General features: G+C 66.8%; 24 protein-coding genes. 11 read left to right on the forward strand and 13 right to left on the reverse strand.

Features of this window, described 5'->3' with window-relative positions; translation table 11 throughout:
• Positions 1 to 6 precede the first annotated feature (6 nt).
• Complete coding sequence (locus BM365_RS09310; RefSeq protein WP_093488540.1) at positions 7 to 402, reverse strand: hypothetical protein; 396 nt, start codon at positions 400 to 402, stop codon at positions 7 to 9.
• Positions 403 to 604: 202 nt separating this feature from the next.
• Here BM365_RS09310 and BM365_RS09315 point away from each other — a divergent pair, with 202 nt between their 5' ends.
• Both BM365_RS09315 and BM365_RS09320 read left to right on the forward strand, forming a co-directional pair.
• Positions 605 to 1,711, forward strand: coding sequence for a sensor histidine kinase (locus BM365_RS09315; protein ID WP_093488542.1), 1,107 nt, complete (start codon positions 605 to 607; stop codon positions 1,709 to 1,711).
• On the forward strand, positions 1,708 to 2,487 hold the full coding sequence (locus BM365_RS09320) for a LytR/AlgR family response regulator transcription factor (RefSeq protein WP_093488544.1): 780 nt from the start codon (positions 1,708 to 1,710) through the stop codon (positions 2,485 to 2,487). The genes BM365_RS09315 and BM365_RS09320 overlap by 4 nt, the downstream gene beginning before the upstream one ends.
• A 10-nt stretch (positions 2,488 to 2,497) precedes the next feature.
• Here the strand turns inward: BM365_RS09320 and BM365_RS09325 are convergent, their stop codons facing one another.
• The 5 genes from BM365_RS09325 to BM365_RS09345 all read right to left on the reverse strand — a co-directional run bounded on the left by BM365_RS09325 (position 2,498) and on the right by BM365_RS09345 (position 7,317).
• Positions 2,498 to 4,213 (reverse strand): sensor domain-containing diguanylate cyclase, encoded by a 1,716-nt coding sequence (locus BM365_RS09325; RefSeq protein WP_093488546.1) that lies wholly within the window; start codon positions 4,211 to 4,213, stop codon positions 2,498 to 2,500.
• A 95-nt stretch (positions 4,214 to 4,308) separates the two neighbouring features.
• Complete coding sequence (locus BM365_RS09330) at positions 4,309 to 5,436, reverse strand: alpha/beta fold hydrolase (protein ID WP_093488548.1); 1,128 nt, start codon at positions 5,434 to 5,436, stop codon at positions 4,309 to 4,311.
• Positions 5,437 to 5,517: 81 nt separating this feature from the next.
• Positions 5,518 to 5,913 (reverse strand): DUF1801 domain-containing protein, encoded by a 396-nt coding sequence (locus BM365_RS09335; RefSeq protein ID WP_093488550.1) that lies wholly within the window; start codon positions 5,911 to 5,913, stop codon positions 5,518 to 5,520.
• 91 nt (positions 5,914 to 6,004) lie between these two features.
• Complete coding sequence (locus tag BM365_RS09340) at positions 6,005 to 6,238, reverse strand: hypothetical protein (RefSeq protein ID WP_093488552.1); 234 nt, start codon at positions 6,236 to 6,238, stop codon at positions 6,005 to 6,007.
• A 101-nt stretch (positions 6,239 to 6,339) separates the two neighbouring features.
• Positions 6,340 to 7,317, reverse strand: coding sequence for a polysaccharide deacetylase family protein (locus tag BM365_RS09345; RefSeq protein ID WP_093488554.1), 978 nt, complete (start codon positions 7,315 to 7,317; stop codon positions 6,340 to 6,342).
• 160 nt (positions 7,318 to 7,477) lie between these two features.
• Between BM365_RS09345 and BM365_RS09350 the strand changes: the two genes are divergently transcribed.
• The 3 genes from BM365_RS09350 to BM365_RS09360 all read left to right on the forward strand — a co-directional run bounded on the left by BM365_RS09350 (position 7,478) and on the right by BM365_RS09360 (position 12,167).
• Positions 7,478 to 8,503, forward strand: a complete 1,026-nt coding sequence (locus BM365_RS09350; RefSeq protein WP_139227390.1) for a DUF2272 domain-containing protein — start codon at positions 7,478 to 7,480, stop codon at positions 8,501 to 8,503.
• Positions 8,504 to 8,523: 20 nt separating this feature from the next.
• Positions 8,524 to 8,901: a hypothetical protein gene (locus BM365_RS09355; protein ID WP_093488558.1), complete on the forward strand. Its 378-nt coding sequence runs from the start codon at positions 8,524 to 8,526 to the stop codon at positions 8,899 to 8,901.
• Positions 8,902 to 9,035: 134 nt separating this feature from the next.
• Complete coding sequence (locus tag BM365_RS09360) at positions 9,036 to 12,167, forward strand: discoidin domain-containing protein (protein WP_093488560.1); 3,132 nt, start codon at positions 9,036 to 9,038, stop codon at positions 12,165 to 12,167.
• Here BM365_RS09360 and mddA read toward each other — a convergent pair.
• Complete coding sequence (gene mddA / locus BM365_RS09365) at positions 12,151 to 12,909, reverse strand: methanethiol S-methyltransferase (RefSeq protein WP_093488562.1); 759 nt, start codon at positions 12,907 to 12,909, stop codon at positions 12,151 to 12,153. The two genes, BM365_RS09360 and mddA, sit on opposite strands and share 17 nt — an antisense overlap.
• A gap of 188 nt (positions 12,910 to 13,097) precedes the next feature.
• Between mddA and BM365_RS09370 the strand changes: the two genes are divergently transcribed.
• Entirely contained in the window at positions 13,098 to 14,150 is a 1,053-nt protein-coding gene (locus BM365_RS09370; RefSeq protein WP_139227392.1) for an alpha/beta fold hydrolase, read from the forward strand.
• A gap of 16 nt (positions 14,151 to 14,166) precedes the next feature.
• Here the strand turns inward: BM365_RS09370 and BM365_RS09375 are convergent, their stop codons facing one another.
• The 4 genes from BM365_RS09375 to BM365_RS09390 all read right to left on the reverse strand — a co-directional run bounded on the left by BM365_RS09375 (position 14,167) and on the right by BM365_RS09390 (position 16,842).
• Positions 14,167 to 15,120 (reverse strand): HPP family protein, encoded by a 954-nt coding sequence (locus BM365_RS09375; protein WP_093488566.1) that lies wholly within the window; start codon positions 15,118 to 15,120, stop codon positions 14,167 to 14,169.
• Positions 15,121 to 15,205: 85 nt separating this feature from the next.
• A complete protein-coding gene (locus BM365_RS09380) occupies positions 15,206 to 15,523 on the reverse strand; it encodes a DUF3817 domain-containing protein (protein WP_093488568.1) in 318 nt (105 codons plus the stop codon).
• A 74-nt stretch (positions 15,524 to 15,597) separates the two neighbouring features.
• Positions 15,598 to 16,404, reverse strand: a complete 807-nt coding sequence (locus tag BM365_RS09385) for an endonuclease (protein ID WP_093488570.1) — start codon at positions 16,402 to 16,404, stop codon at positions 15,598 to 15,600.
• Positions 16,405 to 16,437: 33 nt separating this feature from the next.
• Positions 16,438 to 16,842 (reverse strand): very short patch repair endonuclease, encoded by a 405-nt coding sequence (locus BM365_RS09390; protein ID WP_093488572.1) that lies wholly within the window; start codon positions 16,840 to 16,842, stop codon positions 16,438 to 16,440.
• Positions 16,843 to 16,925: 83 nt separating this feature from the next.
• Here BM365_RS09390 and BM365_RS09395 point away from each other — a divergent pair, with 83 nt between their 5' ends.
• Positions 16,926 to 18,299, forward strand: coding sequence for a DNA cytosine methyltransferase (locus tag BM365_RS09395; protein WP_254772673.1), 1,374 nt, complete (start codon positions 16,926 to 16,928; stop codon positions 18,297 to 18,299).
• A 73-nt stretch (positions 18,300 to 18,372) separates the two neighbouring features.
• On the opposite strand, the gene BM365_RS09400 is transcribed toward BM365_RS09395, so the two are convergent.
• Together BM365_RS09400 and aceE are read right to left on the reverse strand one after the other, a co-directional pair.
• Complete coding sequence (locus BM365_RS09400; protein ID WP_093488576.1) at positions 18,373 to 19,467, reverse strand: DNA glycosylase AlkZ-like family protein; 1,095 nt, start codon at positions 19,465 to 19,467, stop codon at positions 18,373 to 18,375.
• Positions 19,468 to 19,487: 20 nt separating this feature from the next.
• Complete coding sequence (gene aceE, locus BM365_RS09405) at positions 19,488 to 22,181, reverse strand: pyruvate dehydrogenase (acetyl-transferring), homodimeric type (RefSeq protein WP_093488578.1); 2,694 nt, start codon at positions 22,179 to 22,181, stop codon at positions 19,488 to 19,490.
• 247 nt (positions 22,182 to 22,428) lie between these two features.
• Here aceE and BM365_RS09410 point away from each other — a divergent pair, with 247 nt between their 5' ends.
• The 4 genes from BM365_RS09410 (at position 22,429) to BM365_RS09425 (ending at position 25,705) form a co-directional block, all read left to right on the forward strand.
• Entirely contained in the window at positions 22,429 to 24,426 is a 1,998-nt protein-coding gene (locus BM365_RS09410) for a SpoIIE family protein phosphatase (RefSeq protein ID WP_158253523.1), read from the forward strand.
• Positions 24,398 to 24,835 carry an ATP-binding protein gene (locus BM365_RS09415; protein ID WP_093488582.1) on the forward strand — a complete coding sequence of 146 codons (438 nt, stop codon included), beginning with the start codon at positions 24,398 to 24,400 and terminating at the stop codon, positions 24,833 to 24,835. The genes BM365_RS09410 and BM365_RS09415 overlap by 29 nt, the downstream gene beginning before the upstream one ends.
• Complete coding sequence (locus BM365_RS09420) at positions 24,832 to 25,218, forward strand: STAS domain-containing protein (protein WP_093488584.1); 387 nt, start codon at positions 24,832 to 24,834, stop codon at positions 25,216 to 25,218. Before BM365_RS09415 ends, BM365_RS09420 begins: the two co-directional genes overlap by 4 nt.
• A gap of 103 nt (positions 25,219 to 25,321) precedes the next feature.
• Positions 25,322 to 25,705, forward strand: a complete 384-nt coding sequence (locus BM365_RS09425; RefSeq protein ID WP_093488586.1) for an STAS domain-containing protein — start codon at positions 25,322 to 25,324, stop codon at positions 25,703 to 25,705.
• Positions 25,706 to 25,842: the final 137 nt, after the last annotated feature.

Below are 25,842 nucleotides of genomic sequence, written 5' to 3' on the forward strand. Positions count from 1 at the left end.
GCGCGCTCAATCCCCGCGCGCGACGCGCTGCTGCTTCTGCAGTTCCTCCGCCGTCATCCGGCGAGCGTGCCCGGGCAGGATCGTGAGCCCGCGATGCGCGCACACGTCCACCGACGGATACAGCACTTGCTGGCCGTTGCCGAACGCCAACTTCAAGTCCTGCACGCAGGCCTGCACCGGCAGGCGCACGGTGGCCGCATTGCCACCGCCCTGCAGGTCCTCGCCGAGGGCGACGGCCACCGGCTCGCCGCCGACGGGCGCGGCCGACATCGCGACCAGGCGCTCGTGGGCGCGGTTGACGATGTCCAGGTAGTGCACGCGCGACACGTCCTCGGCGTGGGCGATGGCGGCGGCGGGCAACAAAGCGGCGACGAGGGCGAAGCGGATCGACAGGGGGCGCATGGCGAATCTCCGTTGGGAAGGGGATCCGCCGGAAGCCTCGCGGGCTCGGCGGATGGCCGCATCTCGCGCCGCCCGCGCCATGCCGGCAACGGATTCGGGATGAATCGTCGTTGCGCCGGGCCGAATCGTAGCCATGCGCGCGTGACGCTTCCCACGCGCGGAACCCCGGCCTAGGATGCCCCCACCTTCCGGGACGCCACGCATGAAGATCCGACTGGGCACCATCGAGATCGGCCTGTTCCGCTATCTGGGCCTGTGGACGGCGGTCGCGCTGCTGTTCACCCTGCAGACGAAACTCAACAACGGCCTGCACCGTCCCAACTGGCCGCTCTGGGATCTGATCCGCTGGTCCTTGATCCAGTGGTACACCTGGGCGGCGCTGGCGCCGGTCGTGTTCCGACTGGCCGAGCGCTATCCGATACGCGACACGATGCGCTTCCGCGGACTAGGCAAGCAGCTGGTGGCCAGCCTGTGCACGACGTTCGTCGCGATGATGATCGGCGCATTGGTTTCCACACTGTTCGAACCCAGCGGCTTCTTCGAGCAGCTGGGGTACTTCCTGGAGCAGCACTTCGCCATCGGCCTGCTGACCTACTGGCTGCTGTTCGCCATCCAGCAGGCCATCCAGTTCCACGCCGAGAAAGCCCGGCGCGAACTGGAGGCAAGCCAACTCGCCACCGAACTCGCGCAATCGCGCCTGCAGGTCCTCAAGACCCAGTTGCAGCCGCACTTCCTGTTCAACACGCTGCACGCCATCGTCACCCTGCTGGACGAGGACACCCTGTCGGCGGAAGACATGCTGCTGAAGCTGAGCGAGCTGCTGCGTGCGTTCCTGGAAGACTACGACGGCCAGGAGATCTCGCTGCGGCGCGAACTGGAATTGCTCGAACTCTACCTCGGCATCCAGCGCCGGCGCTTCAAGGACCGCCTGGAAACCCGTATCTACGTGGCACCGGACACGCTCGACGCCGCGGTGCCCAGCCTGGTGCTGCAACCGCTGGTCGAGAACGCGATCCGTCACGGCATCGGCCGCAACGTCGGCGAGGACCGCGTCGAGATCGACTGCCGCCGCGAGGGCGGGCAACTGCTGATCGAAGTGCGCAATGGCAACAGCACGCTGGGCCAGCCCAGTGATGGTGGGCATGGCATCGGGATGGCGAACACGCGACTGCGCCTGCGCGAGCTCTATGGCGACAACGCCGACCTGCGCCTGGACGCGATGGTCCCGCGCGGTGTCGCCTGCCGCCTGCGCGTGCCGTTCCGAGAGCTCGAACAGGACGATGATGCGCCGGAGCACGTACCGGCGTGAGCCTGCGCGTGCTGGTGGTCGACGATGAGCCGATCGCGCGGCACGCGGTTGTCCGCCATCTGCGCGACGCGGAGGACCTGGAGATCGTCGGCGAATGCGGCGACGGCGTGTCCGCGGTGGAGTCGATCCGTGCGCTGTCGCCGGACCTCGTGTTCCTCGACATCCAGATGCCGGCAATCACCGGCCTGGACGTGGTCGCCACGATCGGGGCCGCGCGCATGCCGGCGACGATCTTCGTCACCGCCTACGAACACTACGCGGTACGCGCCTTCGAAGCGCATGCGGTGGATTATCTGGTCAAACCCTTCAGCCGTGAACGCTTCCAGGAAACCCTGCGTCGCGCGCGCCAACGGCTGACCGTGCGCGAAGGCGCCGATGCCGACGCCACCGCGCGCATCCTGCAGACGCTGGAAACGCTGCGCCAGCGCGACGACTACGCCACCCGAATCCCCGTGCGCGAAGAAGAGAAGGTCGTATTGGTGGACGTGGACGACATCGTCTGGATCCGCGCCAACGGCAACACGGTGCTGCTGCATCTGGCTGGCCGCGTGCATGAGCTGCGCGAGACGATGGCCGCACTGGCCGCACGGCTGGACCCGCGCCACTTCGCCCGCGTGCACCGCTCCGCCATCGTCAACGTGCGCCGGATCCGCGACATCCAGCCGTGGTTCAACGGCCACCACGTCATCACCCTGGACACCGGACAGCAGCTGCGCATGAGCCGTTACCAGCACGAAGCCTTCCTGAAGCTGGTGGGGCCACGACCGACAACGTGACGCGCGCCAGTTACTCTTCGGTTTCCACCCGGTTGCGACCGGCGTGCTTCGCGCGGTACAGCGCTTCATCCGCGATCAGGAAGGCCTGGGCATAGTCCTCGCCGGGCGCGGTGCGCACCCAGCCGATGCTCACCGTCACCACGCCCCATGGCGAGTCGTCGTGCGGAATGCCCAACGCGTGCACGGCGGCGCGGACGCGCTCGGCCACGCGCGCGGAGACCGCGGCATCGGTATCCGGCAGCACCACCAGGAATTCCTCACCACCCATGCGCGCCACCGCGTCCTGCGGGTGCCGCAGCAGGCCGCCGACGACGCCGGCCACGCGCCGCAACGCACTGTCGCCGGCCGCATGGCCGTAGCGGTCGTTGTAAGCCTTGAAGTGGTCCACGTCGATCGCGATGACGGTCATGTCCACCGTGAGCTGCCCGGCTTCGTCGCTGACCAGCGACAGCTTGTGCTGAAGGCCGCGTCGGTTGAGGCAGCCGGTCAGCGGATCGGTGCGGTTGAGCCGGTCCAGTTCGGCATTGGCCTGGCGGAGTTCGGCGGTGCGGCGGTCGATCTCCTGCTCGCGGCGTTCCAGCGTGCGCTGCAGCGACAACGCCAGCGCACTCTGGTCGGCCAACGAGCGCTGCAGGTCCTCGTGCGCCACTTCCAGCTGGTCGGCCAGTTCGCCGACCGCGCGACCCACCGGTTCGAACTCTTCCGGCAGCGGCGCCGTCGTGCTGGGGCGCCGGTGCACGGCCAGCGCGTGCAACGCGTCGGACAGCTGCGCGAGCGCACCGTCGAGGCGCCGCATCTGCCACGCGTAGGCGAACCACACGCCGGCGGCGATCAGCACCAGCAGGCCTGCCGTCGCCAATGCGCGGCTGCGTACCGTGCTCACCAACATGTCGTCCGGCACCACCAGCACGAGCGTCCAGCCGGACGTCAGCTTCGCCTGCGAGACCCAGGCCGCGCGCCCGTCCGCCATCACGCCATGCAGCCTGCGCGATTCCGTCTCGCGTGCGCCTTGCCCCGCACCGGCCAGCAACGGCGTGCCCGCGAGCGGTTGCTGAAAGCGGTACTGCAATCCCTCGGTCGCACGGATCACACGCATTTCGCGATCGAGCAGCAACATCTCCACGCCGCGTCGGCGCATGGCCGTGACGCGGGGACCGGTGAACGCATCGACGCGGATGGAGCCCTGCACCACGCCCGCGAAGGCGCCATCCGCCCGCCACGGCGCCGAAACGGCAACAAGCGGATCGTTGCTCAGGCGGCGGCCGCGGAACGCATCGGAGACGAACGGCGCACCGCTGTCGCGAGGCGTCCGGAAATACTCGCGGTCGGCCACATTGATGGCCGGCGCACGCGGCGGCACCGGCTGCGACGCCTGGACGTTGCCCAGCGCATCGGTGACCAGCACGCTACTGAAACCGGGATAGCGCCGGCGCAGTTCCGCCAGTTGCGCCGGCCAGTCGGTGTCCTTGCCGCTCATCGACGCCACCAGCGCCACACCGGCCTGGTGCATGTCGACGAAATCGTTCACCGCCGTGGCACTGAGCATCGTGCTCACTTCCAGGCGCTCACCCAAGTGCCGCTGCTCTGCCCGGTAGGAGCGCACTTGCTCGACGATGCCGAGCACGGCCGCCGGCAGCAGCGCCGCCAGCACGACGGCACGTGCGAACTGTCGTCTCAGCGAGGGGGGACGCGGGGCGTGGCCGGCGGACGGGACAGGGTCGGGCATGCGGGTGCGGCGGCGGGACGGTCCGGATACTGCGGCGCACTATCCACTATTTCGGCGCAGAATTCTGCGCCTCACTTGCCCTGATTCGCGCCTGGTCAGGGCGTGGTCGCCCCGGTGTCGCGCGCCTCGGCGGCCACAACCCGCGGACGCACATGCTCCAGCAGGCTGGCCAGGGTCTTGCCCGGCTCCTCCCACGGCATCATGTGCGCGGAGTGCTCGAACCACACGCCGCGCTTGTAGGGTGCCTGCACTTGGGCCAGCCACGCCGCGGTCGGCTCGGACGGCGTGGTGTAATCGTGCCGGCCCATGAACATCACCACCGGAATGGGGAAGCGCTTCACGCCGGTGAAGTCGACCTGCAGGAACTCGTCCAGCAGCCGTCCCAGCGTGAACACGCTGCCGGCGTTGATCGCGCAGCGCGCGGCATCGTCGTAGTCGGGCGACAGGCGAGGGCCCTGGAAGAAATAGTTCGAGCTGTCGCGGTATGCGGTCAGTCCGCCGTAGAACTGCGGCCACTTGCGGGCGATGACGATGCGCTCGCGGGTGATGGGCTGGTCGCCGGGATACGGAGCGATCGACTCCATCTCGCGCACGGCCTCGGCGTTGCCGCGGGCGCGCGCCGTACGCAGGCCGTAGTCGAAGCTGACCCGCTCATTGGTGCGCACGTTGATGACCTGCCCGATGCCGACATAGGCATGGAAGAGGTCGGGCCGCTGCAGCGCGGCGTGCATCGCCACGACGGTGCCCCAGCTATGCCCCATCAGCACCAGCTTGCGCTTGTGGTAGCGGGTACGAAGGTATTCGGCGAGCGCGATCGCATCATCCACGTAGCGCTGGATGTGCAGGGTGTCGGCGACAGCGGCTTCAGGATTCAGCGTGAGCGTCTTGCCGGCGCCGCGCTGGTCGTAGTTCACGACCGTGAAGTACTCCTCAAGCGGGCGCTGGAACTGCCACAGCGTCGGGATGACCGGCGACGCAGGCCCCCCATGCACGAACAGGACCATCGGATTCTCTCGGTCCTGGCCGCGCACGTTCACCCACTGACGAATGCCGCCGATCTCAGCGGCATAGGCTTCCTGCACGCCGGTCGGTGCGCTGATGCGGCCCAGGTCGGCGATGATCTCACGGGCCGGCGCGTAGGCCGAGCGATCCGGGCAGGCCTCCTGCGCCAGCGCGCCCATCGGCAACAGCGCGAGCAGGCCCGCGGCGAATGCATGTTTCATCCTCATCTCCGTCAAGCGGTGTGCCTTCGATTGTCGGCGAAGTCGCGCGAGGACGACCGTGTCGTTCGTCCCTAACGGCGATCAGACGTGCGCCACCCACTGCCGCAACACGCCTTGCAGGACGCTCTCGCGGCGCTTCACTTCATCCGGACCGGCGAACGACAGCGTCGCCCGATCGGCGCCCAGCCAGGTCAACAGCCCTTCCGGATCCGCGATCGCGTCCTTCGGCAGCGCGCGCTTGCCCGCGCCGAGATGCAGCACCAACAGCACGCTGTCCGCCTTCCGCAGTTGCATCGTGGCGAAGTGCCGACCTTCCACGTGGAAGCTCGGGGCATTCCACTTGATGTCTTCGGCGATACGTGGATCGGCGGCGCGGACCGTGGCGCGCAGCCGCTGGATGGTGGCGTCCTGCGGATGCGCCAGCGCGACGAGGAACGCCCCGACATCGGCGGGGGCAGCGGACTTCTTCACAGGCATCGTTGGCCCCGGATAAGGCGCGCACGCATCGGCGCCGGAGGGACGTTACACCGCGCCGAAACGAAAGTCCGGCCAGCGAACCGCCGCCTGGTCACTCGGGAGCCGCCTCCGCGATCATCCGCATTGCCTGCTGCTTGCCGGCGGCAAGCGCATCGTGGCAGGTGAAGTGGTGCGGCTCGCCCTCGCGCCAGGGTGCGCTCCACGCGCTGCTCTGCGCGTTGCGCACGCGCACCGCCAGCGACCAGGGCTGCTGGTCGTCGGGCCGCTCGATCACCACTTCCACCAGATGTCCCTGGCAGGTCGACAGGTCCACTTTCTTCTGCATGCACTCTCTCCGGCTCGATCACGTCGCGCCCATGCCTGGCATGCGGTCCGTCCTACCCTGGTCCATTCCAACCAACGCGGAAACAGGCCCCCCCGGGCCAGTTACTCCGATTCCACGCCCGCCAGCTGCAGCACCCAGCCCGGCACCACCGGCTCGCCGGCGTAGAAGTCCTTCGGCTTCTTCTCCGCCATCGCCCAGCGATGCAACCAGCTGGGGCCGTAGCGGCCGTTGTAGCCGTCCTCGCCGCGCGCGTAGGCGGGGTCGCGCATCGCCTCGTCCAGCGTCACCACGCGGTAGCCGCGTCGCTGCACGCCAGCCACGAGCTCCGCGTAGGCGACCGCGTTGAGCTCGTTGGCGTGCAGCAGCCAGACCTGCGGCAGCGCGTAGCCCAGCAACGCCTGCGACTGCCGTTCGTAGTAGTCGACCTTGTTGAGCATGTAGGGAATGTAGCCGCGCTTCAGCCGCTCCAGCGTGGCGGCGCGCTCGGGCGTATCGGGCTGGCCGTCGAGCACGTTCGCATAGGCGAAGGCCCAGACCCATTCGCCGTTGTCCACGGTCACCGGCGCGATGCGGTAGCCGTGCTCGCGCAGGAACGTGGACAGGGCGGCGCGCTCTTCCGGCGTGCGCCCGGCGCGCAGGTAGGGGTGGCGGAACCAGCGCGGCACCTGTCCGCGCTTCGCGAGCAGCGGACGCAGTACGCGCTCGCCATCGAGCACCTCCTGCTGGAACGCGGGCAACCCGACGGCGTGCAGATCGACATGGCCGTGCGTGTGGTTGCCGAGTTCGAAGCCACCGTCGAGCCAGTCGTCCAGCATCGCCACGCGCGTCGGCTGCACCTGGCCGTCGATCTCCAGCTTGCCTTCGTTGACGAAACCCACCACCGGCACACCGGCCTGCTTGAGCTGCGCCATCAGTTGCGCATGGCGCGCCTGCACCTCCGCGGCCGGCGTCTTGTCCATGCGCTGCCACGGCAGATCGTCGATGGTGATGGCGATGCGGCGATCCGGCTCGGCCGCCTGCGCTGCCAGCGCCGATGCGAACAGGAAGAGGGCAGACAACGTGCGCAGCAATGGCCGCATCGGCAGGAACGTCCGTAAGAAGAGCCGCGAGCTTATCCAGCCTGCAGGACACCCGGCAACGACCCGACCAATGCCAGACCTTCAGACCGCGTGACGAAGTCCTGTCCTGCCCATGCGGCATGATGCGTAAGAAAGACCACAGACCCCGAAGGACTTGCTGATGCGTGCATGGCTGTTGCTGCCCCTGTTGCTGCTGTCTTCCTTCGCCGCGCGTGCGGCCGACCCCTGCCCGCAGCTGGCCCAGCAGACGCCGTCCGATGTCGCCACCCGCATCGCCGCGGTGGCTTGCCGCGAGCACCTGACGTGGTATCGCCCCTTCATCGACCGTGAAGGCAAGCTGGCGAACGCGCCGATGATGGAAGCGGAGTCGTCGCTGTTGTCGATCGGCGACGACCGTGCCTGGCAGCGCGTGGTGCGCTATTGGCGCGACAGCGGCCTGCTCGGCGCGATCGGCCACCGCCGCGGCGCGACCGACTGCCTGTATGCCTCGGCGACCGGCCCGCAGGCCGAAGCCTGCCGCGGCTTCGTGGTGGACACCCCGTGGTCGGCCGCCTTCATCTCCTGGGTGATGCGCGAAGCCAGGGTGCCGGGTTTCCGCGGTTCCAGTCGCCACTTCACTTACGTGCAGGCCGCCTACCAGCAGCCGGCGACGAACGCCTTCGACGTGATCGACGTGGCCCACGCCAAGCCGGCGGTGGGCGACCTGATCTGCTACGTGCGCCAGTACAGCCGCCTGTTCGGCCATGAAGGACTGGTGCCGCTGCTGCGCAGTGGCGGCTCGCTCGACATGCACTGCGACATCGTCGTGGCGGTGAATCCGAACAACGACAGCACCGCGTACGCGATCGGCGGCAACGTGCAGCAGAGCGTGACGATGCGGATGCTGCCGTTGAACCGCAATGGCGAATTCTGGGGTGGGCTGCCGCTGCGGATCGGCGACGGCACGCTGTGCGCGCCGGACAACGAAGCTGCCTGCAACATGAATCGCCAGGACTGGGCGGCGATCCTGCGTCTCAAATCGCCCGCGGAACTTGCCAAACTCCCGGGGTATCTGCCGCCGGTGCAGGACGCGCCCGAGGCGTCGCCGGAACGGCCGTCGTGCTGCGTGAACTGCGTGATCGGTTCGGGCGTGCCGCGATGCCCGGCCGACGCACCCGCCACCAGCGAGCCCACCACGAATCCCTGAGCCGCATCCCGGAGTCCTCGATGAAGCCACGCCCCACCGCATCGACCGTCCGCCTCACCGCCATCCTCGCCGCCTGCGTATCGCTGGCGGCGTGCGCCACCACACCGACCGCACCGAGGTGGACCGTGGGCCAGCAGGCCACGGTCGAAGGCCAGGTCGCCACCGTCGACATCACGCCGTGGACCTACGACGGCAGCGCGGTGGTCACGCTGGCCACACCGGCCGGCAACGTCGACGTGCATCTGCCGGCACGCTGGAACCTGTGCAAGGCGCCGCCCCCGGACGAGGTGCAGGCCCTGAAGGCCGGCGACCGCGTCCGGGCGACCGGCACGGTGTCCGAGCCGCACACCCTGGTGGTCTGCGAGCAGGCCGAGCACGGGCTGCATCGCGCCCCATAAGCGCGGGAGGTGCGGTTGCAATCAACTCACGTCGATCAGCGGCGATTCGTGCGCTGCAACTAGCATGTAAACGTTTTCATCCCTAGTATCCGGCGCTCCCCCGGCCTGCATGGCCCGCCTTCTGGAGCTCCGCCATGACCCCCTTCGCGCCCGCGGTCCGCCCGCCCCTGGCCCTCGCGTCGCTCGGTCTGGCGATCGGGTTGGCCGTCAGCCCCCTGGCCCGTTCGGCCGACGCCCTGCCCCCGCGCACGGCCTGGAAGGCGACGAGCTCGGCCAGCACCACGGTAGAGATGGCGCCGGCCAAGGGCATCGACGGCGACCCGGCGACCAAGTGGGGCGGCGCGTTTTCGCCCGGCCACTGGTATCAGGTCGACTTCGGCAAGCGCGTCTCTGTCGGCGCGGTGGAACTGCATTGGGAATGGGGCGGCGCGCGCGCGTACTCGATCCAGGCGTCCGACGACGGCGAACATTGGCGCACCGCATTCGAGACGCGCGATGGCGTGGGCGGCATCGAGTACGACGTGTTCCCCACGGTGCAGGCGCGCTACCTGCGCCTGACTGCGCCGGACCGCTCGGCGGACTGGGGCGTGTCGGTGTTCGAGTTCCAGCCGTACGCCGGTGGCGAGACACCGCGCATCACGGGCGTGAGCGGCGATGCCGCCGCGCTGTGGTCCGATGCCGGCGAGGCGCATGCGATGACCGCGAAGCCCGCGGCCGACGGCATGCGGCAGCTGCAGATCGACCTGCCCAAGCCGCTGTCCGTGGCCGGCCTGGAAGTGGCGTGGAAGGACACGCCGCGCGCGGCGAAGCTGGAAGGCCGCGAGTCAGGCTCGGATCGCTGGATCGTGCTGGCGGAAGATCCCAATGCCTACGGCAGCACCGCCTTCCTCGCCGACAGCCAGGCCCGCACGCTGTCCGCCTTGCGCTTGAGCGTGCGCGGCCAGGGCGCGCGAGCGCCGACGTTGCAGCGCCTGCGCCTGATCGGGCCGAAGCGGGTGATGACGGCGATGAAGCGCTACGAACTCGCCGCTTCGCGCGAACACCATGCATTGTTCCCCTCGTCGCTGCACCAGCAGCAGGTGTACTGGACGGCGGTCGGCATTCCCGCGGGCCGGCAGAAGTCGGTGCTCGACGAATTCGGCCATGTCGAAGCCTTCAAGGGCGCGCCGCTGGTGCAGCCGGTGTGGCGCGACGCCAGCGGTCGTGCGAGCGCAGCGAACGCCGATACATCCATCACCCATGCGTTGCGCGACGGCTGGATGCCGATGCCGACCGTGCAGTGGTCGCCACAGCCCGGCCTGGAACTGACGACGGCGGCGATCGCGCTCGAGCAGCGCGGCGCGCCGGTCACGCTGGTGCGCTATCGCCTGCGGAACACCGGCACCACGCCGGTCGCCGGCAGCTTCAACCTGCTGACGCGGCCGATGCAGGTCAGCCCGCCGTGGCAAAACGGCGGACCCTCGCCGATCCGCGACATCACCGTCGGCAGCGGCGATGCGGCGCAGGTGGCGGTCAACGGGCGCACGCTATTCCAGTCGCTGACGCCGGTGACGCGCGCGTCCGCATCGGCCTTCGGTGCGCATGGCGAAGGCGAGATCACCGGCTTGCTGATGGCCAACGCGTTGCCCGATGCGCAGCAGGCGCACGACGACACGGGCCTGGCGGCCGGTCAGCTCGGCTACGACGTGGCACTGGCGCCGGGCGCGACGCAGGACATCGTCATCGGGTTCGCCCTCGGTGATGCGCGCATCGATCCCGCCAAGCCGCTACCGGCCGCGCCGGCGATCGACATGAAAGGGCTCACCGGCGAAGGCGCCTTCGACACGCTCGCCGACCAGGTGGCCGCGGATTGGCAGAAGCGCCTGGGCCGCATCGGCCTGTCGCTGCCGGACGCGTCGTTGGTCGACATGCTGCGCGCGCAGGCGGCGTACATGCTGATCAACCAGAGCGGCCACGCCATGCAACCGGGGCCGCGCAACTACAACCGCTCCTTCATCCGCGACGGCGCCGCCACCGCCGCCACGCTGGTGCGCATGGGCATGCCGAAGACGGCGCGCGACTACCTGCAGTGGTACGCGGGACACGCTGTGCACGAGAACGGCCTGGTGTCGCCGATCCTCAACGACGACGGCTCGGTCAACACGGGTTTCGGTTCCGACATCGAGTACGACAGCCAAGGGCAGTTCATCTGGCTGGTGGCCGAACTCGCGCGCCTCGATGGCGGTGCGCGCAGCGTGCGTGACTACCAGAACAAGGTGACGCGCGCGATGAAGTTCATGCAGGAGTTGCGCGAACGCACGATGGTGCCCGGCTACCTCGCCGACCAGCCGTCGCCGGAGCGTTTCCACGGCATCCTCGCGCCGTCGATCAGCCACGAAGGCTATCCGGTTCCCACCCACAGTTACTGGGACGACTACTGGGCATTGAAGGGCTGGCACGACGGCGCGTGGCTGGCCGAGCAGTGGGGCGATGCGAAGACCGCCGCATGGGCGCGCGAACAGTACGCGGCGCTGCGCGCATCGATGGCCGCTTCGCTGCGCGCGACGATGAAGTGGAAGGGCGTGGACTACGTGCCCGCCGACGCCGACATGGGTGGCAGCGACCCCACCAGCCTGTCGATCGGCCTGGACCCCGCCGGCCAGCAGGACGTGATGCCGGCCGATGCATTGAAGACCACCTTCGACCGCTATCTCGACGAGGTGCGCAAGCGCGATACCCCCGGCGCGCTGTATGCCTACACGCCGTACGAAATCCGCAACGTGCTGACCTACGTGCACCTCAACCGTCCGCAGGAAGCGCACGAGCTGCTGATGCGTTTCCTCGGCCACCGCCGTCCCGCACCGTGGCAGGTGCTGGCGGAAGTGGTGTACTCGGATGCGCGCCACGCGATCTACCTCGGCGACATGCCGCACACGTGGATCGGCTCGGAGTACGCGCGTTCGATCTTCGGCATGCTGATGCACGAAGGCGACGACGCGCTGTCGCTGCTGCCCGGCACGCCGCCGGCCTGGGTCGCCGGCGACGGCCTGCGCGTGGACGGCCTGCCGACCGCCTACGGCACGCTGGCGATGGCCGCGCGCCAGCAGGGCCAGACCCTGCGCATCACCGTAGGCCCGGGCCTGCGCAAGGACACCGCATTGAAGGTCAGTTGGCCGAGCCGCACGAAGCCGTCGCGGGTCACCGTGGATGGCAAGACAGTGACCGACTTCGATGACCAGGGCGTGCGCGTGGCCCGGCCATTCAAGGCACTCACTGCGACCTGGTGAGTACCGGCGATCCACTCGAGCGGCGCGTTCCGGGCACCAGCATCGGCACGCGCCGGCGATAGTCTTCGTACTCCGGCAGCGCGGCGACGAGGTCGCGCTCTTCCCAGCGGATCGCGAGCAGGATGTAGACCGTGGTCATCACCGCGAACAGCAGGTGCGTCATGGTCATCGTCGGCGTGGCCCAGAACGTCAGCAGCCAGGCGACATACAACGGATGGCGCACCCAGCGGTAGACAGTGGGCGTGCGGAAAGGCAGGTGCGTGTAGGGCCGGCCGAGGAACTGCAGCCACACCTGGCGCAGGCCGAACAGGTCGAAGTGGTTGAGCAGGAACGTCGTGTACAGCAACAGCGCCCAGCCGAACGCGTAGACGGCGTACAGGACGGCGCGCGCCGTCGGGTCCTGCACCTCCCACACCGTGCCGCCCAGCGGACTCCACAGCCAGAACAGCAGGATCAGCGCGAGGCTGGACATCAGCGTGTAGGTGCTGCGTTCCGCGGACTCGGGAATCAACCGCGTCCATGCGCGCTTGAAGGCGGGTCGCGCCATCACGCTGTGCTGCACGGCGAACAGGGCCAGCAATCCCAGGTCGATCAGCAACGCGGTGGCGAAGGGCGCCGTCGGTGCGGCGTCCATGCCCTTCGGCACCCACAGGTTGCCGATGAAGCCGATGGCGTAAAGGAACGTAGCGAAGAACACGGCGTAGCAGACCACGCCGTAGAGCAGGATCAGGGTGCGTTTCATGATGACCTCACGGGGTGCGCGGCACGGCCGGGGGACCGTGGAAGGCGCTGGAAGGGGATGCGCCATCGTCCGCCCTGCACCACCTCGCCGGCAGGGGAGCAATGTCCCGACGTGTGGCCCCGCGCACGCACCGCAGGGGAGCAATGTCCCGGCTACACTGCGGACCGGCTCCCCATCGGGATGGCTGCATGCAGCAGGCGATCCGCTACCTGACCACCGGCGATGGCGCGCGCCTGGCCTGGGCGTCGCTGGGCAACGGGCCGGTACTGGTCAAGGCGGCCAACTGGCTGAGCCACCTGGAATACGACCTGGAAAGCCCGATCTGGCGCCACTGGTCGCGGTTCTTCGGCGAGCACTACCGCCTGCTTCGCTATGACGAACGCGGCTGCGGGATGAGCGGCGGCGATGCGCGCGGCCTCACGCTCGACCACTGGCTCGGCGACCTGGAGGCGGTGGTGGAGGCCGCGGACCTGCGCGAACCGTTCGCGTTGATGGGCATCTCGCAGGGCGCGGCGGCCTGCGTGGCCTATGCGGTGAAGCATCCGCAACGCGTGTCCAAGCTGCTGCTGTACGGCGCGTACGCGCGCGGCCCTTACGAACGCGACGACGATGAAGCGGCACGGCTGTATCGCGCCATCATCGACATCGCGCGCGTCGGCTGGACGGACCAGAACCCGGTGTTCCGCCAGGTCTTCACGTCGCGCTTCATTCCCGAGGCCACCGAGGCGCAGGTGCGCTGGTTCAACGAACTGGCGCGCATCACCACCACGGCCGAGGCGGCCGGCGCGCTGCTGGAAGCGCGTGCGCACCTCAACGTCACCGGTTTGCTCAGCCAAGTCACCGCACCGACCCTGGTGTTGCATGCGCGACAGGATTGCGTGGTGCCGCTGGAGGAAGGCCGGTTGCTCGCCGCCGGCATTCCCGGTGCACGCTTCGTCGAGCTGGACTCGCGCAACCACGTACTGCTGGAACACGAACCGGCATGGGAGCGCTTCCGCCAGGAGGCGCTCGCATTCCTGGGCGGCGCGCCACGTGGCGAGGAGCACTTGAATGTCCTGACCGCGCGCGAACGCGAGATCGTCGCGGCGCTGGTCTCCGGCAAGACCAACGCGCAGATCGCCGCGTCGCTCTTCATCAGCGACAAGACCGTGCGCAACACACTCACCCGCATCTACGAAAAGCTGGGCGTGCAGTCGCGGACGCAGGCGATGGCGTTGTTGCGGGGGGCGGAGACGGATTGAGAGGGAACGAACCGCGTTATCCCGCAATCACCCACCGCCCATTGTCCTGCAGCACTACTTCGAAGCGCGCCCACTGTCGGAACTCGTCAGGGCTGCTCGTCCCCGTGCTGCCCGTCTGTTCACCTGCGACGACGTGGTACTGCAGTGCCGGACCTTCGCCTTCCAGCACATGGCGCACGCTCCACAAGCGGCCGAGTTTGCCGTTGCTGTAGAAGCGGCCGCGGAGGATTGCGTCGGGGTGGGTGATGTTGCGTTCGGCGTGCTGCTTGGCGAGTTCCAGCAGTTCGGTGAGGTTCTCGGTGGTGATGTCGACGTAGGAGTTGAGTTGCTCCATCGCCGCGGAGAAATCTTCCTGGGTCAGTTCGAACTGGCGTTGCGCGGGCTGGGTGATGCGCGAGGCCTGGCGGCGGCGATGCAGGTGGGCCGGGTAGCGGCGCCACGGGAACAGCGCGTTGAAGGCGATGGCCATGGACAGGATGGCCACGACGTTGATGAGTATCGGCATCAGCAGGTAGCCGTAGCCCAGGGCATGCACATCGGGGCCGCCGATCACTGCGGCGAGGGCGGTGGCGCCGCCCGGCGGATGGATGCAGCGTAGGTAGTACATGCCCAGCACCGCGAGGCCCACGGCGAGGGCGGCGGTCCAGGCGTGGCCGGGGAACAGCTTCTGGCAGCTCACGCCGATGAAGGCGGACAGCAGGTGTCCGCCCACCACGGCCCATGGCTGCGACAACGCGCCCTGCGGCACGGCGAACAGCAGCACGGCAGACGCACCCATCGAGGTGACCATCAGCGCGCCGCCGACGGCGGACGCGGCGTCACTCGGAAACGTCCAGCGGGTCAGTCCGTACACCGCCAGGATGCCCAGCAACGCGCCGATGCCCGATATCCACTTCTCGCCATGGCGGGTGGTATTGCGCTCAATGCCCAGCAACAGGCGCAACTCGGTCAAGCGGGGATGGGGGCTCATAAGCGGCAGCGAGAGGGCGAGCGCCGCAGTCTATGCGAAGGACGCGCCGCACGTAGGGCGGGCCCCGGCCCGCCATGCCCACACGTCAGCCGCGCGGACCTAGCAAGCCGATCCGCCGGAACCACATCTCCAGCGGCACGGTCACCAGCGGCGGCACGGCAACGATCAATGCCAGCAGCGCGGCCCACCAAGGCCAGCGCAGTCGCAACGCGGACAGCGCGGTGACCACGACATAGAACAGGAACGCTCCACCATGCAGCGGCCCGAAGATCTTCACGCCCAGGTCGTTGCCGACGGCGCTGTACTTGAACGCCATGCCGATCAGCAGACCGGCCCAGGTGAATCCTTCAAGGAAGGCAGCGACAGCAAACAGGCGCCCGGCGGGCGCAAGGGGTCGGGACATGCAGGAACTCCAGTGAGGGAATGCCGCGACGCGATGGCGGCGGCGACGCTCGCTGGCGGGGGATTCTAACGAAACTAGGTCTTCTTCTTGCCCGCGTAAATAGCCAAATCTTCTGCAGAAATGCTAGATGCGGGCACCAGTTCATAGTGCTCTTCCGAGACGACTCTAATGTCACCATCTTGCTCAGTCAGTTCGAACATTGCGATCTTGTTGCTTGTCATGAATTGCGCCGAGACCGGGCGGCAACGCAATGCAGGAAACTTCTCCCTACAGCAGGCGATATCCTGTTCGGTCTGCTGCCTTCCATGCTTGTCTTTACCGCCTTTTGCTTGAACCGGAACGACGTACTGGCTGCCACTGCGATCAATTCCGACGTAAAGCTCGTCGATCTCGATCTGCCCGATGCCTTTAACCGTAGTTCGAAGATGGTTCTGCAAGGACGAGGCCGTTATGCCAAGAAAGATATCGATGAGCCTGTTGTAGCGTACCTTTGCGAGCAAAGCTTGCTCGTCGCCAAGCGCATGAGCCCCGATGATCTCGGGTGTAGCGTCCGGAATCTTGACAACCAGCTGATGCTCTCGCGGCGAGATATTCAAAGGCCTAACAAGTCTGAATTCGTACTTCGACACTCCTGCACCCGAGATTATCCATTCATAACCTTCTGGCGCGGTACTCGTGATGGACGTCGGGAGAGTGGCCCTATATTTGAACGAATAGATGGTGTCCCCCTGATTCTTGGGGAGCTCTATTCCTTTCTCTTCAGCGATCTCGGCGAACTCTTTGCGCTCGAAACCAAATCGCTGCTTCCCCCTCTTATGGTGCCGCCGGAAGACTTCCGAGATGATTTCGGAGTACCGATTCGGCGCCTTCTCCTTCTTCACCTTAGGTTCTTTCGCTTTGACCACTGTCCGCTCCTAATCGCCCAAAGCCCTTTGCAACTTTTTGGCCAGCTTGTCCGGCCGTTTGAGTTCGCATTCCCAAACTATCACAACCTTCCAACCAAGCGCCCTTATCCCTCTACGCTTTCGTGAATCGCGGCTGCGGTTTGTTTCAATCTTCTCGACCCAATACTTGGTTCGCGACTTGGGCATCTTGGTTCGCTTGCATACGTGGCCATGCCAGAAGCAACCATGCACGAAAACGACCGTGCCGCGGCCAGGGAGGACGATATCAGGCGTTCCAGGCAGGTCCCTCCGATGCAGGCGGAACCGGTACCCCATCCTGTGCAACATTGATCTGACTTCAATTTCCGGCTTTGTGTTAGCGCCCCTGATTCGGGACATAAGCCAGCTTCTGCGCTCCGGACTCAGCCTATCCACGCCCCTGCAGCCTCCCAGTCGCAAGATTTGAGAGAAGTCGCGACAATGATACCTGCCGCCCTAGGATGGGGCAGGAGGCTCAAATGGACGACCTTTTCCGATCGACTTCTCGACGCTCTCGCCCTATACTCGCGCACATGACAAGACCCATCGGAATAGACCTCTTCGCCGGAGCTGGCGGACTCAGCCTAGGCTTCGAACAAGCAGGTTTTGATGTCGTTGCAGCCGTGGAGATTGACCCCGTTCACGCGGCGGTCCACGAATTCAACTTCCCTCACTGCGCGGTGATCCCTCGCTCGGTCACCGACCTGACCGGCGACATGATCCGAAAGGCGGCCGGCATTGGCAGAAAGAAGGTCGATGTCGTGTTCGGCGGCGCCCCATGCCAGGGCTTCTCGTTGATTGGACATCGAGCAATCGATGACCCTCGAAACTCGCTGGTCAAGGATTTCGTGCGCATCGTTCGCGAATTAGAGTCCGAGTATTTCGTCTTCGAAAACGTGAAGGGCTTGACGGTTGGCAGGCACCGTAAGTTCCTCGACGAGCTGATCCAAGAATTTTCCGCTGCTGGTTATGACGTCGTCGAAAGCTGGAAGGTTCTCAACGCTTGCGAGTACGGGGTGCCGCAGGACAGGCAGCGGCTGTTCCTTCTTGGCGCAAAGAAAGGACGCAAGCTGCCCTCCTACCCTGCGCCGATTACGTCGAAGCCTGGCCGCGCCGAAGCTATCCAACCCAGCGCGCCGACGTGCGCGGACGCCTTGAAGGACTTGCCCGATGCCGAGCGCTTCAAACGGCTCAACGTCAGTGACGAAGTCGAAGTGAAGAAGTGGGGGGCGACTAGCGCTTACGGCAAGCTCATGCGCTGCGAAGTTCCCGAAGGGTGGGCGTACGGCTATCAGCGCAAGTGGAATCCCAACTTGCTGACTTCGAGCATGCGCTCGGAGCATACCGACATCTCCCGAGCCCGATTCGCTGCTACAGAGCCAGGTGAAGTCGAGCCTGTATCCAGGTTCTTCCGACTCCCGTCCGATGGCGTTTCCAACACGTTGCGAGCTGGAACTGACGCGGCACGTGGGGCGTTCACCAGTCCGCGGCCAATTCACTACAAGTGGAATCGCTGCGTCACAGTGCGCGAAATGGCGCGCCTGCATGGGTTTCCGGATTGGTTCCGATTCAATGAAACCAAGTGGCACGGCGCTCGTCAGATCGGTAACTCGGTGCCCCCCCCACTTGCCCGCGCCGTCGCCTCTGAAGTGTTACGTGCGCTAGGCGCAAAACCGAAGAAGCCTACTCAGCGAATTGATTTGGGAGCCGACACGCTTCTTCGAATGGGAATGAGCCAGGCGGCCTCCTATTGGGGTATCGCGAACCCCATTGCTCAGCGAGACAGAAAAAGCGGCATCAAGAAGCGCAAGCAAAGCGACATCGATCCAACTCAGACCTCGATGCGCTTGTGAAAGAAGAGGCGACCTAGGGGTCGTCTCTTCTTTTCAACACTAGTGGCTAACGCCAACCCCAATCTAGCCAGCATCACTCTTGCAGCCCTAAGAAAATGCGAAGGCGCTCCAACTCCGCTTTAAGCGCAGCACGAAACGCCGTATCCCTCGGCCCATATCCCTCCACATACCCAAACGTCGACCTTAGCTCCCCCTCGACCACACTGAGATTCGCCCACCCGATCACCCGGTCACCCCACAGCACCGGTAGCGCGTAATACCCCAGCTTCCGCTTCGGTGCCGGCGTGTACGCCTCGAAGCGGTACGTCCAGCCCCAGAACATCTCGAAGCGACGCCGGTCCCACACCACCGGATCGAACGGCGTCAGCAGGCGCACCTGGTCGTCCGGCTTCCAGCGCCGCGAACGCGGATCCTCGTCCGCCGGCCAGTACCAGTCCACCCCGTCGACCCGTGCCGTACCCAAGCGCTGGCGCGCACGCTTCAACGCCGCCGCACGCAGGCCCGTCCACTGCGGCACGCCGCTACGCAGATAACCCAGCAACTGGCCGAGACTGGCCGCCGGCAAAGGCGCGTACTTGTTGACGATGATGTCGAGCAACGCATCCAGCCGTGCCTCCGCATCGGACATCGCGACCGGCGTCGCGTCGCCGATGCGTGGCGCATAGACCCGCGTACCACCCTCGCGTCGCGCGACCCGCAACATGCCGCGGTAGTGCAAGCCGTCCAGCAACTGCGTGCTCGCGTTCGACGAACCACCGAACCAGTTGGTCGTTTTGCCATGCCCGAAATGCGCATCCACCTCGCGCGGATGCGCGGTACCGCGTTCGCTGACGAACTCCAGTACCGCGCGCGCCTGCTTCCAGCGCGCGGGCGTCCATGCTTCGCGGGCCGTGCGCGGATGCATCAGCTGGTGATGCGCGCGCGGCAGGAAACCGTAGTTGACGAAGAAGTCTTCTTCCAGCGGCAGGCGTGGATACCGCCGCTCCAGGTCGCCGGCGCGATAGCCGGCGACGCGGTGGCGCAGGGTCAGGTCCTGCGCGCGTGCCGGCGCCCGGATCGGGTCCGCCTGCACGAAACCCAGCCGCTGGATCGCCCGTGGCAGGGTGGTCGGTTTGAACAGGCTGCGGGCGATGGCATAGCGGCGCAGGTGATCCCCTGTCAGCGCCATGCCGTCACCCGCGACCGGGGTCAGACCGTAACCGGGTTCGCCTTCTCCACATCGATCTTGTACTGCTTGATCGCGCGGGCGACGTCCTTGCCGGTCATCTTGCCTTCCTTTGCCAGAGCGGCGATGGCGGCGTGGGCGATGTAGTAGCGATCCACTTCGAAGTGGCGGCGCAGGTTGGCGCGGGTGTCGCTGCGGCCGAAGCCGTCCGTGCCCAGCACCGTGTACGCCGCCGGCACGAAGGCGCGGATCTGGTCGGTGTAGGCGCGCACGTAGTCGGTCGCGGCGATCACCGGACCCTGGCGGCCTTCCAGCAGTTCCGTCACGTACGCCTTGCGCGGCGTCTTCGCTTCCGGGTTCAGGCGGTTCCAGCGCTCGGCGTCGAAACCATCGCGACGCAGCTCGTTGAAGCTCGGGCAGGACCAGATGTCGGCGGTGACGCCGAAATCCTTGTCCAGCAGCTCGGCCGCCGCGATCGCCTCGCGCAGGATGGTGCCGCTGCCCATCAGCTGCACGCGCAGCTCGCCCTTCTTCGGCTTGCCGGCATCGGTGAGCAGGTACATTCCCTTGATGATGCCCTCGGCCGCGCCCGCCGGCATTTCCGGATGGCTGTAGTTCTCGTTCATCAGGGTGACGTAGTAGTACTCGTCCACCTGCTCCTGCAGCATCTTCTGCATGCCGTGCTGCAGGACCACCGCGACTTCGAAACCGAAGGTCGGGTCGTAGCTGCGCACGTTCGGGATGCTGCCGGCGATGACGTGGCTGAAACCGTCTTCGTGCTGCAGGCCTTCACCGTTGAGCGTCGTGCGGCCCGCGGTGCCGCCCAGCAGGAAGCCGCGCGTGCGCATGTCCGCCGCCTGCCACGCGATGTCGCCGATGCGCTGGAAGCCGAACATCGAGTAGTAGATGTAGAACGGCAGCATCGGCACGTTGCTGACCGAATAGCTGGTACCCGCCGCCATCCACGACGACATCGCGCCCGGCTCGCTGATGCCCTGCTGCAGCACCTGGCCGGACTGGTCTTCGCGGTAGTACATCAGCTGGTCGGCATCGACCGGCTTGTACTTCTGGCCGAACGGCGCGTAGATGCCGATCTGGCGGAACATGCCTTCCATGCCGAACGTGCGCGCCTCGTCGGCGACGATCGGCACCAGGCGCGGGCCGACCTGCTTGTCGCGCAGCGCGATGTTCAGGCCCTGCACGAACGCCATCGTGGTGGAGATCTCGCGGTCGCCGGTGCTCTTCAACAGGCGGTCGAAGGCTTCCAGCTTCGGCGTCTCGAACGACTCGCTGGCCTTGCGGCGACGCTGCGGCAGGTAACCGCCGAGCGCGGCGCGGCGCGACTTCAGGTACTGGATTTCCGGCGAGTCCTCGCCCGGGTGGTAGAACGGCACCTGCGCCGATTCTTCCAGCTGCTTGTCGCTGACCGGGATGTTGAAGCGGTCGCGGAACGTGCGGATGGCTTCGTCGTCCAGCTTCTTGGTCTGGTGGGTCGGGTTGAGCGATTCGCCCGCCGAGCCCATGCCGTAGCCCTTCACCGTCTTGGCCAGGATCACCGTGGGCATGCCCTTGGTGTTCACCGCCTCGTGGTAGGCCGCATAGACCTTGTGCGGATCGTGGCCGCCGCGGTTGAGGCGCCAGATGTCGTCGTCGGACAGGTTGGCGACCATGGCCGCCGTCTCCGGGTACTTGCCGAAGAAATTGTCGCGCGTGTACTTGCCGCCGAACGCCTTGCAGTTCTGGTACTCGCCGTCGACGGTTTCCATCATCAGCTTCTTCAGCACGCCGCTGGTGTCGCGCGCGATGAGCGGATCCCAGTAGCTGCCCCACAGCAGCTTGATGACGTTCCAGCCGCCGCCGCGGAACACGCCTTCGAGTTCCTGGATGATCTTGCCGTTGCCGCGCACCGGGCCGTCGAGGCGCTGCAGGTTGCAGTTGACGACGAAGATCAGGTTGTCGAGGCCTTCGCGGCCGGCCAGCGCGATCGCGCCGAGGGTTTCCGGCTCGTCGCTCTCGCCGTCGCCGATGAAGCACCACACCTTGCGGTCGGACTTCTCGATCAGGCCGCGGTGCTCCAGGTACTTCATGAACTGCGCCTGGTAGATCGCCGCCAGCGGGCCGAGGCCCATCGAGACGGTGGGGGTCTGCCAGTAGTCCGGCATCAGCCACGGATGCGGATAGGACGAGATGCCCTGGCCGTCGACTTCCATGCGGAAGTTGTCGAGCTGCTGCTCGTTGATGCGGCCTTCCAGGTACGAACGCGCGTAGATGCCCGGCGCGCTGTGGCCCTGGATGAACAGCAGGTCGCCCGGATGGTTTTCGGAGGGTGCGCGCCAGAAGTGGTTGAAGCCGACGTCGTACAGCGTCGCGCCGGAAGCGAAGCTGGCGATGTGGCCGCCGAGGTCGCCGGGCTTGCGGTTGGCGCGCACGACGGTGGCCATCGCGTTCCAGCGGATGATCGAACGGATGCGCCATTCCAGCGCGGCGTCACCGGGGCTCTTGGCCTCGTTCTGCGGCGCGATGGTGTTGACGTATTCGGTGGTCGGCGAGAACGGCAGGTAGGCGCCGGCGCGGCGGGTGACTTCCACCATGCCTTCGAGCAACTGGTGAGCACGCAGGGCGCCGTTCTTCTCGATCACCGCCTGCATGGAATCGATCCATTCGCGGGATTCCTGCGGGTCCGGATCGCTCTGCAACATCTCGTTCAACCAGTTCATTCCCACTCCTGTTGCGCCGCGCGTGGGGCGTGGCGTCGCCGATTCTTGTAGACCCTGAAGTGTAACGCACGCACCCCGCGGCAGACCTGGCTACGCAGGCGTATGGAACGGACACAACGTCGCTGTCCCGGGACAACAAAAGCACCAAAATAAGACCTTTGCCGTATTGCAACATTCCAATGCGCTTATGATCGGCGCAGGGGGAAGGCTCGGGGGCGGCATGCAAGACGCAGTGCCAGGGAACGTCGTGCCAGATGCTGCCGGTGCCTCGCACTGGCGCAGCAGCCTGCGCACGCGCATCGCCGTGTGGGCCGGCCTGGTGAACGTGGTGCTGCTGGTGCTGCTGGTGGTGGCGACGTCGTGGTTCGCGCGCCAGATGATTCTCGACAACGCACGCCGCGATACCCAGGCCAGCGCGCAGGAAGCCGTGCAACGGCTGGACAACGCGATGCGCGTGGTCACCATCACCACGCACGGCATCTCCGACCTGGTCGGCTCGGCCAACCTCGCGCCCGACGAACTCACCGCCACCCTGCGTGCGATGGTCAAGGCCACGCCCGGCTGTGCCGGCGGCCTGCTGGTGCTGGAGCCGCGCACGCGCGACGACACGCCCTTCGCCCGCTATGTGGCGGCGAACGGGCAAGACCGCGACCTCGTCGCCGACGGCTATCCCTATCGCGACCAAGGTTGGTATCAGCGCACCGTGGCCTCGCCCGGCGGCTGGTGGTCCGAGCCGTACCTCAACCAGACCGCGGGCGCGGTGTGGATGGTCACCTACAACATGCCGCTGCGCGAACCCGGCCGTGGTGCGCGCACCCGCGGCATGGTCAGCCTGGACCTGCCGCTGGCCAACCTGACCGACATGGTCGAGTCGCTGGCGAACCTGCCGGGGTGGCGGGTGACGCTGGTGGCTCCGGCCGGCACGCTGGCGCTCAACCCGGAAGTGCCTGTCGACCGGCTGGAAACGCTGGACGATTACATCCGTCGCGCCGGTCGCGCCGACCTGCAGGAAGCGGCGCAGGCGGTCAGGCTGCGGCGGCCGCTGCGGCACGCGCACGTCGATGCCGTGACCGGCGAGCGGCGCTACACCGTCGTGGAGCCGGTGGGCGGCACAGGCTGGAACCTGCTGGTCGCGCAGTCGTACGACCTGATCACCGAGCGCCTCAACCAGGCCCTGTGGATGCTCGCCGCCGTGGGTACGCTGCTGGCACTGGTCTGCATGCTGGTGGTGCGCAAGCTGGCGCGCCACATCAGCCAGCCGGTGGAACGGCTCTCGGCCTCCGCCGCGCGCCTGGCCGAAGGCGACTACGCGATGCCTGTGCCCTACGTGGGCCGGCGCGACGAGGTCGGCCAGATGGCGCGCACGCTGGAACACGCGCGCGGATCGATCCAGCAACAGTTGCGCGAGATCGAAGACATGACGGCAGCGCGCCAGAAACTGGAGAGCGAGCTGTCCATCGCGCGCGAGATCCAGCAGGCGATGCTGCCACCGGGCCGGGTGATCGACCGCGAGCAGAGCCACCTGGAAGCCTATGCGCGACTGGAGCCGGCCAAGGCCGTGGGCGGCGACTTCTACAGCTTCATCGAAACCGGCACGGACGCGCTCTGGTTCGCCATCGGCGACGTGTCGGACAAGGGCGTGCCGGCGGCATTGTTCATGGCCCGCACGGTGACCGTGCTGGAAGTGGCGGCCAGCAGCCATGCCCGCCCGGATCGCGTGCTTGCCGAGGCTTCGCGCCGGCTGGTGCAGGGCAACGATGCGTGCATGTTCGCCACCGTGCTGTGCGGGCGCGTGGACGTGCGTACCGGCGAATGCGTGTTGGCCAGCGCCGGCCACGATGCGCCGTTGCTGCTGCATGCCGACGGTCGCCACGAAACACTGCCGCTGCAACCCGGGCCACCGCTGGGGTTCGAGGTCGGCGACGCCTTCCCGCTGTGGTCGGGCCAATTGCCGGCTGGCACGACATTGCTCGCCTGGACCGACGGCATTACCGAGGCGTTCGATCCCGACAACGTTGCGTTCGGCCCGGAGCGCATCCCCGGCGCGCTGCGCCCGGGCGCGAATGCACGCGAACAGTGCGAAGGGCTGATCACGGCAGTTCACGCATTTACCGGCAGCGCACCGCAGTCGGACGACATCACGGCCCTGGCCATCCGCCGCCGGCTGGACAGCGCCCCCACTTCCCCCGAAGCTCCGCCATCACAGGAGACCACGCATGCAGATGCGACTGTTCATTCCCCGTGAGCACGCCCGTGTCGACGACCTCAACGCGTCGCTCGAAGCCGTGCTGGCCAACAACGGCGTCAGCCGCGCGATCCAGGGCGATGTGCGCCTGATCGTCGAGGAGCTGGCGAGCAATGCGATCGAGCACGGCGACCTTGCCCGCGTCGATGCCGAGGAACACGAGCTGTGCGTGGACATCGGCATCCGCGACCACCTGTTGACGCTCGAATTCCGCGAGAGCGGCGTCCCGTTCAATCCGCTCGACCAGCCGCCACCCGACCTGGACGCCGACATCCTCGACCGCCCCACCGGCGGCCTGGGATTGCACCTGGTGCGGCAGGTGTCGGAAGACGCTCACTACGAACGCGTCGGCAACTACAACGTGCTGCGCCTGACGCTGCGCATCCCCACTGAGGAGACTGCATCATGAGCCTGGGCATCGACATCCTGCCGCCGGGCAAGGGCAGCCAGCGCGTGGCCGTCAGCGGCCGCCTGGACACGCACACCTACGAAGACCTGGACGTAGCGCTCGCGCCGATGCTATCGCGCCAGCTGCACTCGCTGGTGCTGGACCTCTCGGGGCTGGAGTACATCAGCAGCGCCGGCATCCGCTCCATCTTCAAGGCCCGCAAGACACTGGCCCCGCACGGCGGCAAGGTCCTGCTGGTGAACCCGCAGCCGCAAATCCAGAAGGTGCTGGACATGGTCAAGGCGGTGCCGCTGAACGAGATCTTCTCGTCGACGGCCGAAGCGGATGCCTACCTGGATGCGATGCAGCGCAAGGTCCTGCAGGCCGACGAGGACGACGACTGACAGACGCGGGCCGCGTCGTCTCACTTTTGCTTTACGATCCGACCTCCTCCCCCTCCATACCCGGGCCACCCCCACCCGGCACATCCGTTGCACGAGATGCCCGATGACATTGGAGATTGAGGTCTACCCGCCGGTGAACGGCAACCAGTACGTGCTGCTCAGCGGCCGGCTGGACACGCTCAGCTACGCGCAGCTCGACGAAGCGCTGGCGCCGATGCTGGCGGCGCGTCCGCAGGCGCTGGTGCTGGACCTCGCCCACCTGGACTACATCAGCAGCGCCGGCGTGCGCAGCATCCTGAAGGCGCGCAAGGCCCTGGCGCCGCACGAAGGCCGCCTGCTGGTGGTGCATCCGCAGGAACAGATCCGCAAGGTGATCGAGATCGTGCAGGCCGTGCCGATGGACGAGATCTTCGAATCCACCGCCGATGCCGATGCCTACCTGGATGCGTTGCAGCGGCGGATCCTCGATGGCGAGGAAGAAACCTGATCGCTTTTGTAGGAGCGACGTGAGTCGCGACCGCACGCCGATATACGCCGCGGACGTTTCATTCTCACGGTCGCGACTCACGTCGCTCCTACAACAAACAGGCCCGCAAAGAAAAAGCCCCGCATGCGGGGCTTTTT

It is taken from the genome of Pseudoxanthomonas sp. YR558, assembly GCF_900116385.1.
Lineage (GTDB): Bacteria > Pseudomonadota > Gammaproteobacteria > Xanthomonadales > Xanthomonadaceae > Pseudoxanthomonas_A.

Bases quoted from the DNA above. Each gene is read 5' to 3' on its own strand.
- BM365_RS09310 (WP_093488540.1), bottom strand. From the start codon at position 402: ATGCGCCCCCTGTCGATCCGCTTCGCCCTCGTCGCCGCTTTGTTGCCC.
- BM365_RS09315 (WP_093488542.1), top strand. From the start codon at position 605: ATGAAGATCCGACTGGGCACCATCGAGATCGGCCTGTTCCGCTATCTG.
- BM365_RS09325 (WP_093488546.1), bottom strand. From the start codon at position 4,213: ATGCCCGACCCTGTCCCGTCCGCCGGCCACGCCCCGCGTCCCCCCTCG.
- BM365_RS09330 (WP_093488548.1), bottom strand. From the start codon at position 5,436: ATGAAACATGCATTCGCCGCGGGCCTGCTCGCGCTGTTGCCGATGGGC.
- BM365_RS09335 (WP_093488550.1), bottom strand. From the start codon at position 5,913: ATGCCTGTGAAGAAGTCCGCTGCCCCCGCCGATGTCGGGGCGTTCCTC.
- BM365_RS09340 (WP_093488552.1), bottom strand. From the start codon at position 6,238: ATGCAGAAGAAAGTGGACCTGTCGACCTGCCAGGGACATCTGGTGGAA.
- BM365_RS09345 (WP_093488554.1), bottom strand. From the start codon at position 7,317: ATGCGGCCATTGCTGCGCACGTTGTCTGCCCTCTTCCTGTTCGCATCG.
- BM365_RS09350 (WP_139227390.1), top strand. From the start codon at position 7,478: ATGCGTGCATGGCTGTTGCTGCCCCTGTTGCTGCTGTCTTCCTTCGCC.
- BM365_RS09355 (WP_093488558.1), top strand. From the start codon at position 8,524: ATGAAGCCACGCCCCACCGCATCGACCGTCCGCCTCACCGCCATCCTC.
- BM365_RS09360 (WP_093488560.1), top strand. From the start codon at position 9,036: ATGACCCCCTTCGCGCCCGCGGTCCGCCCGCCCCTGGCCCTCGCGTCG.
- mddA (WP_093488562.1), bottom strand. From the start codon at position 12,909: ATGAAACGCACCCTGATCCTGCTCTACGGCGTGGTCTGCTACGCCGTG.
- BM365_RS09370 (WP_139227392.1), top strand. From the start codon at position 13,098: ATGCAGCAGGCGATCCGCTACCTGACCACCGGCGATGGCGCGCGCCTG.
- BM365_RS09375 (WP_093488566.1), bottom strand. From the start codon at position 15,120: ATGAGCCCCCATCCCCGCTTGACCGAGTTGCGCCTGTTGCTGGGCATT.
- BM365_RS09380 (WP_093488568.1), bottom strand. From the start codon at position 15,523: ATGTCCCGACCCCTTGCGCCCGCCGGGCGCCTGTTTGCTGTCGCTGCC.
- BM365_RS09395 (WP_254772673.1), top strand. From the start codon at position 16,926: ATGGACGACCTTTTCCGATCGACTTCTCGACGCTCTCGCCCTATACTC.
- BM365_RS09400 (WP_093488576.1), bottom strand. From the start codon at position 19,467: ATGGCGCTGACAGGGGATCACCTGCGCCGCTATGCCATCGCCCGCAGC.
- aceE (WP_093488578.1), bottom strand. From the start codon at position 22,181: ATGAACTGGTTGAACGAGATGTTGCAGAGCGATCCGGACCCGCAGGAA.
- BM365_RS09415 (WP_093488582.1), top strand. From the start codon at position 24,398: ATGCAGATGCGACTGTTCATTCCCCGTGAGCACGCCCGTGTCGACGAC.
- BM365_RS09420 (WP_093488584.1), top strand. From the start codon at position 24,832: ATGAGCCTGGGCATCGACATCCTGCCGCCGGGCAAGGGCAGCCAGCGC.
- BM365_RS09425 (WP_093488586.1), top strand. From the start codon at position 25,322: ATGACATTGGAGATTGAGGTCTACCCGCCGGTGAACGGCAACCAGTAC.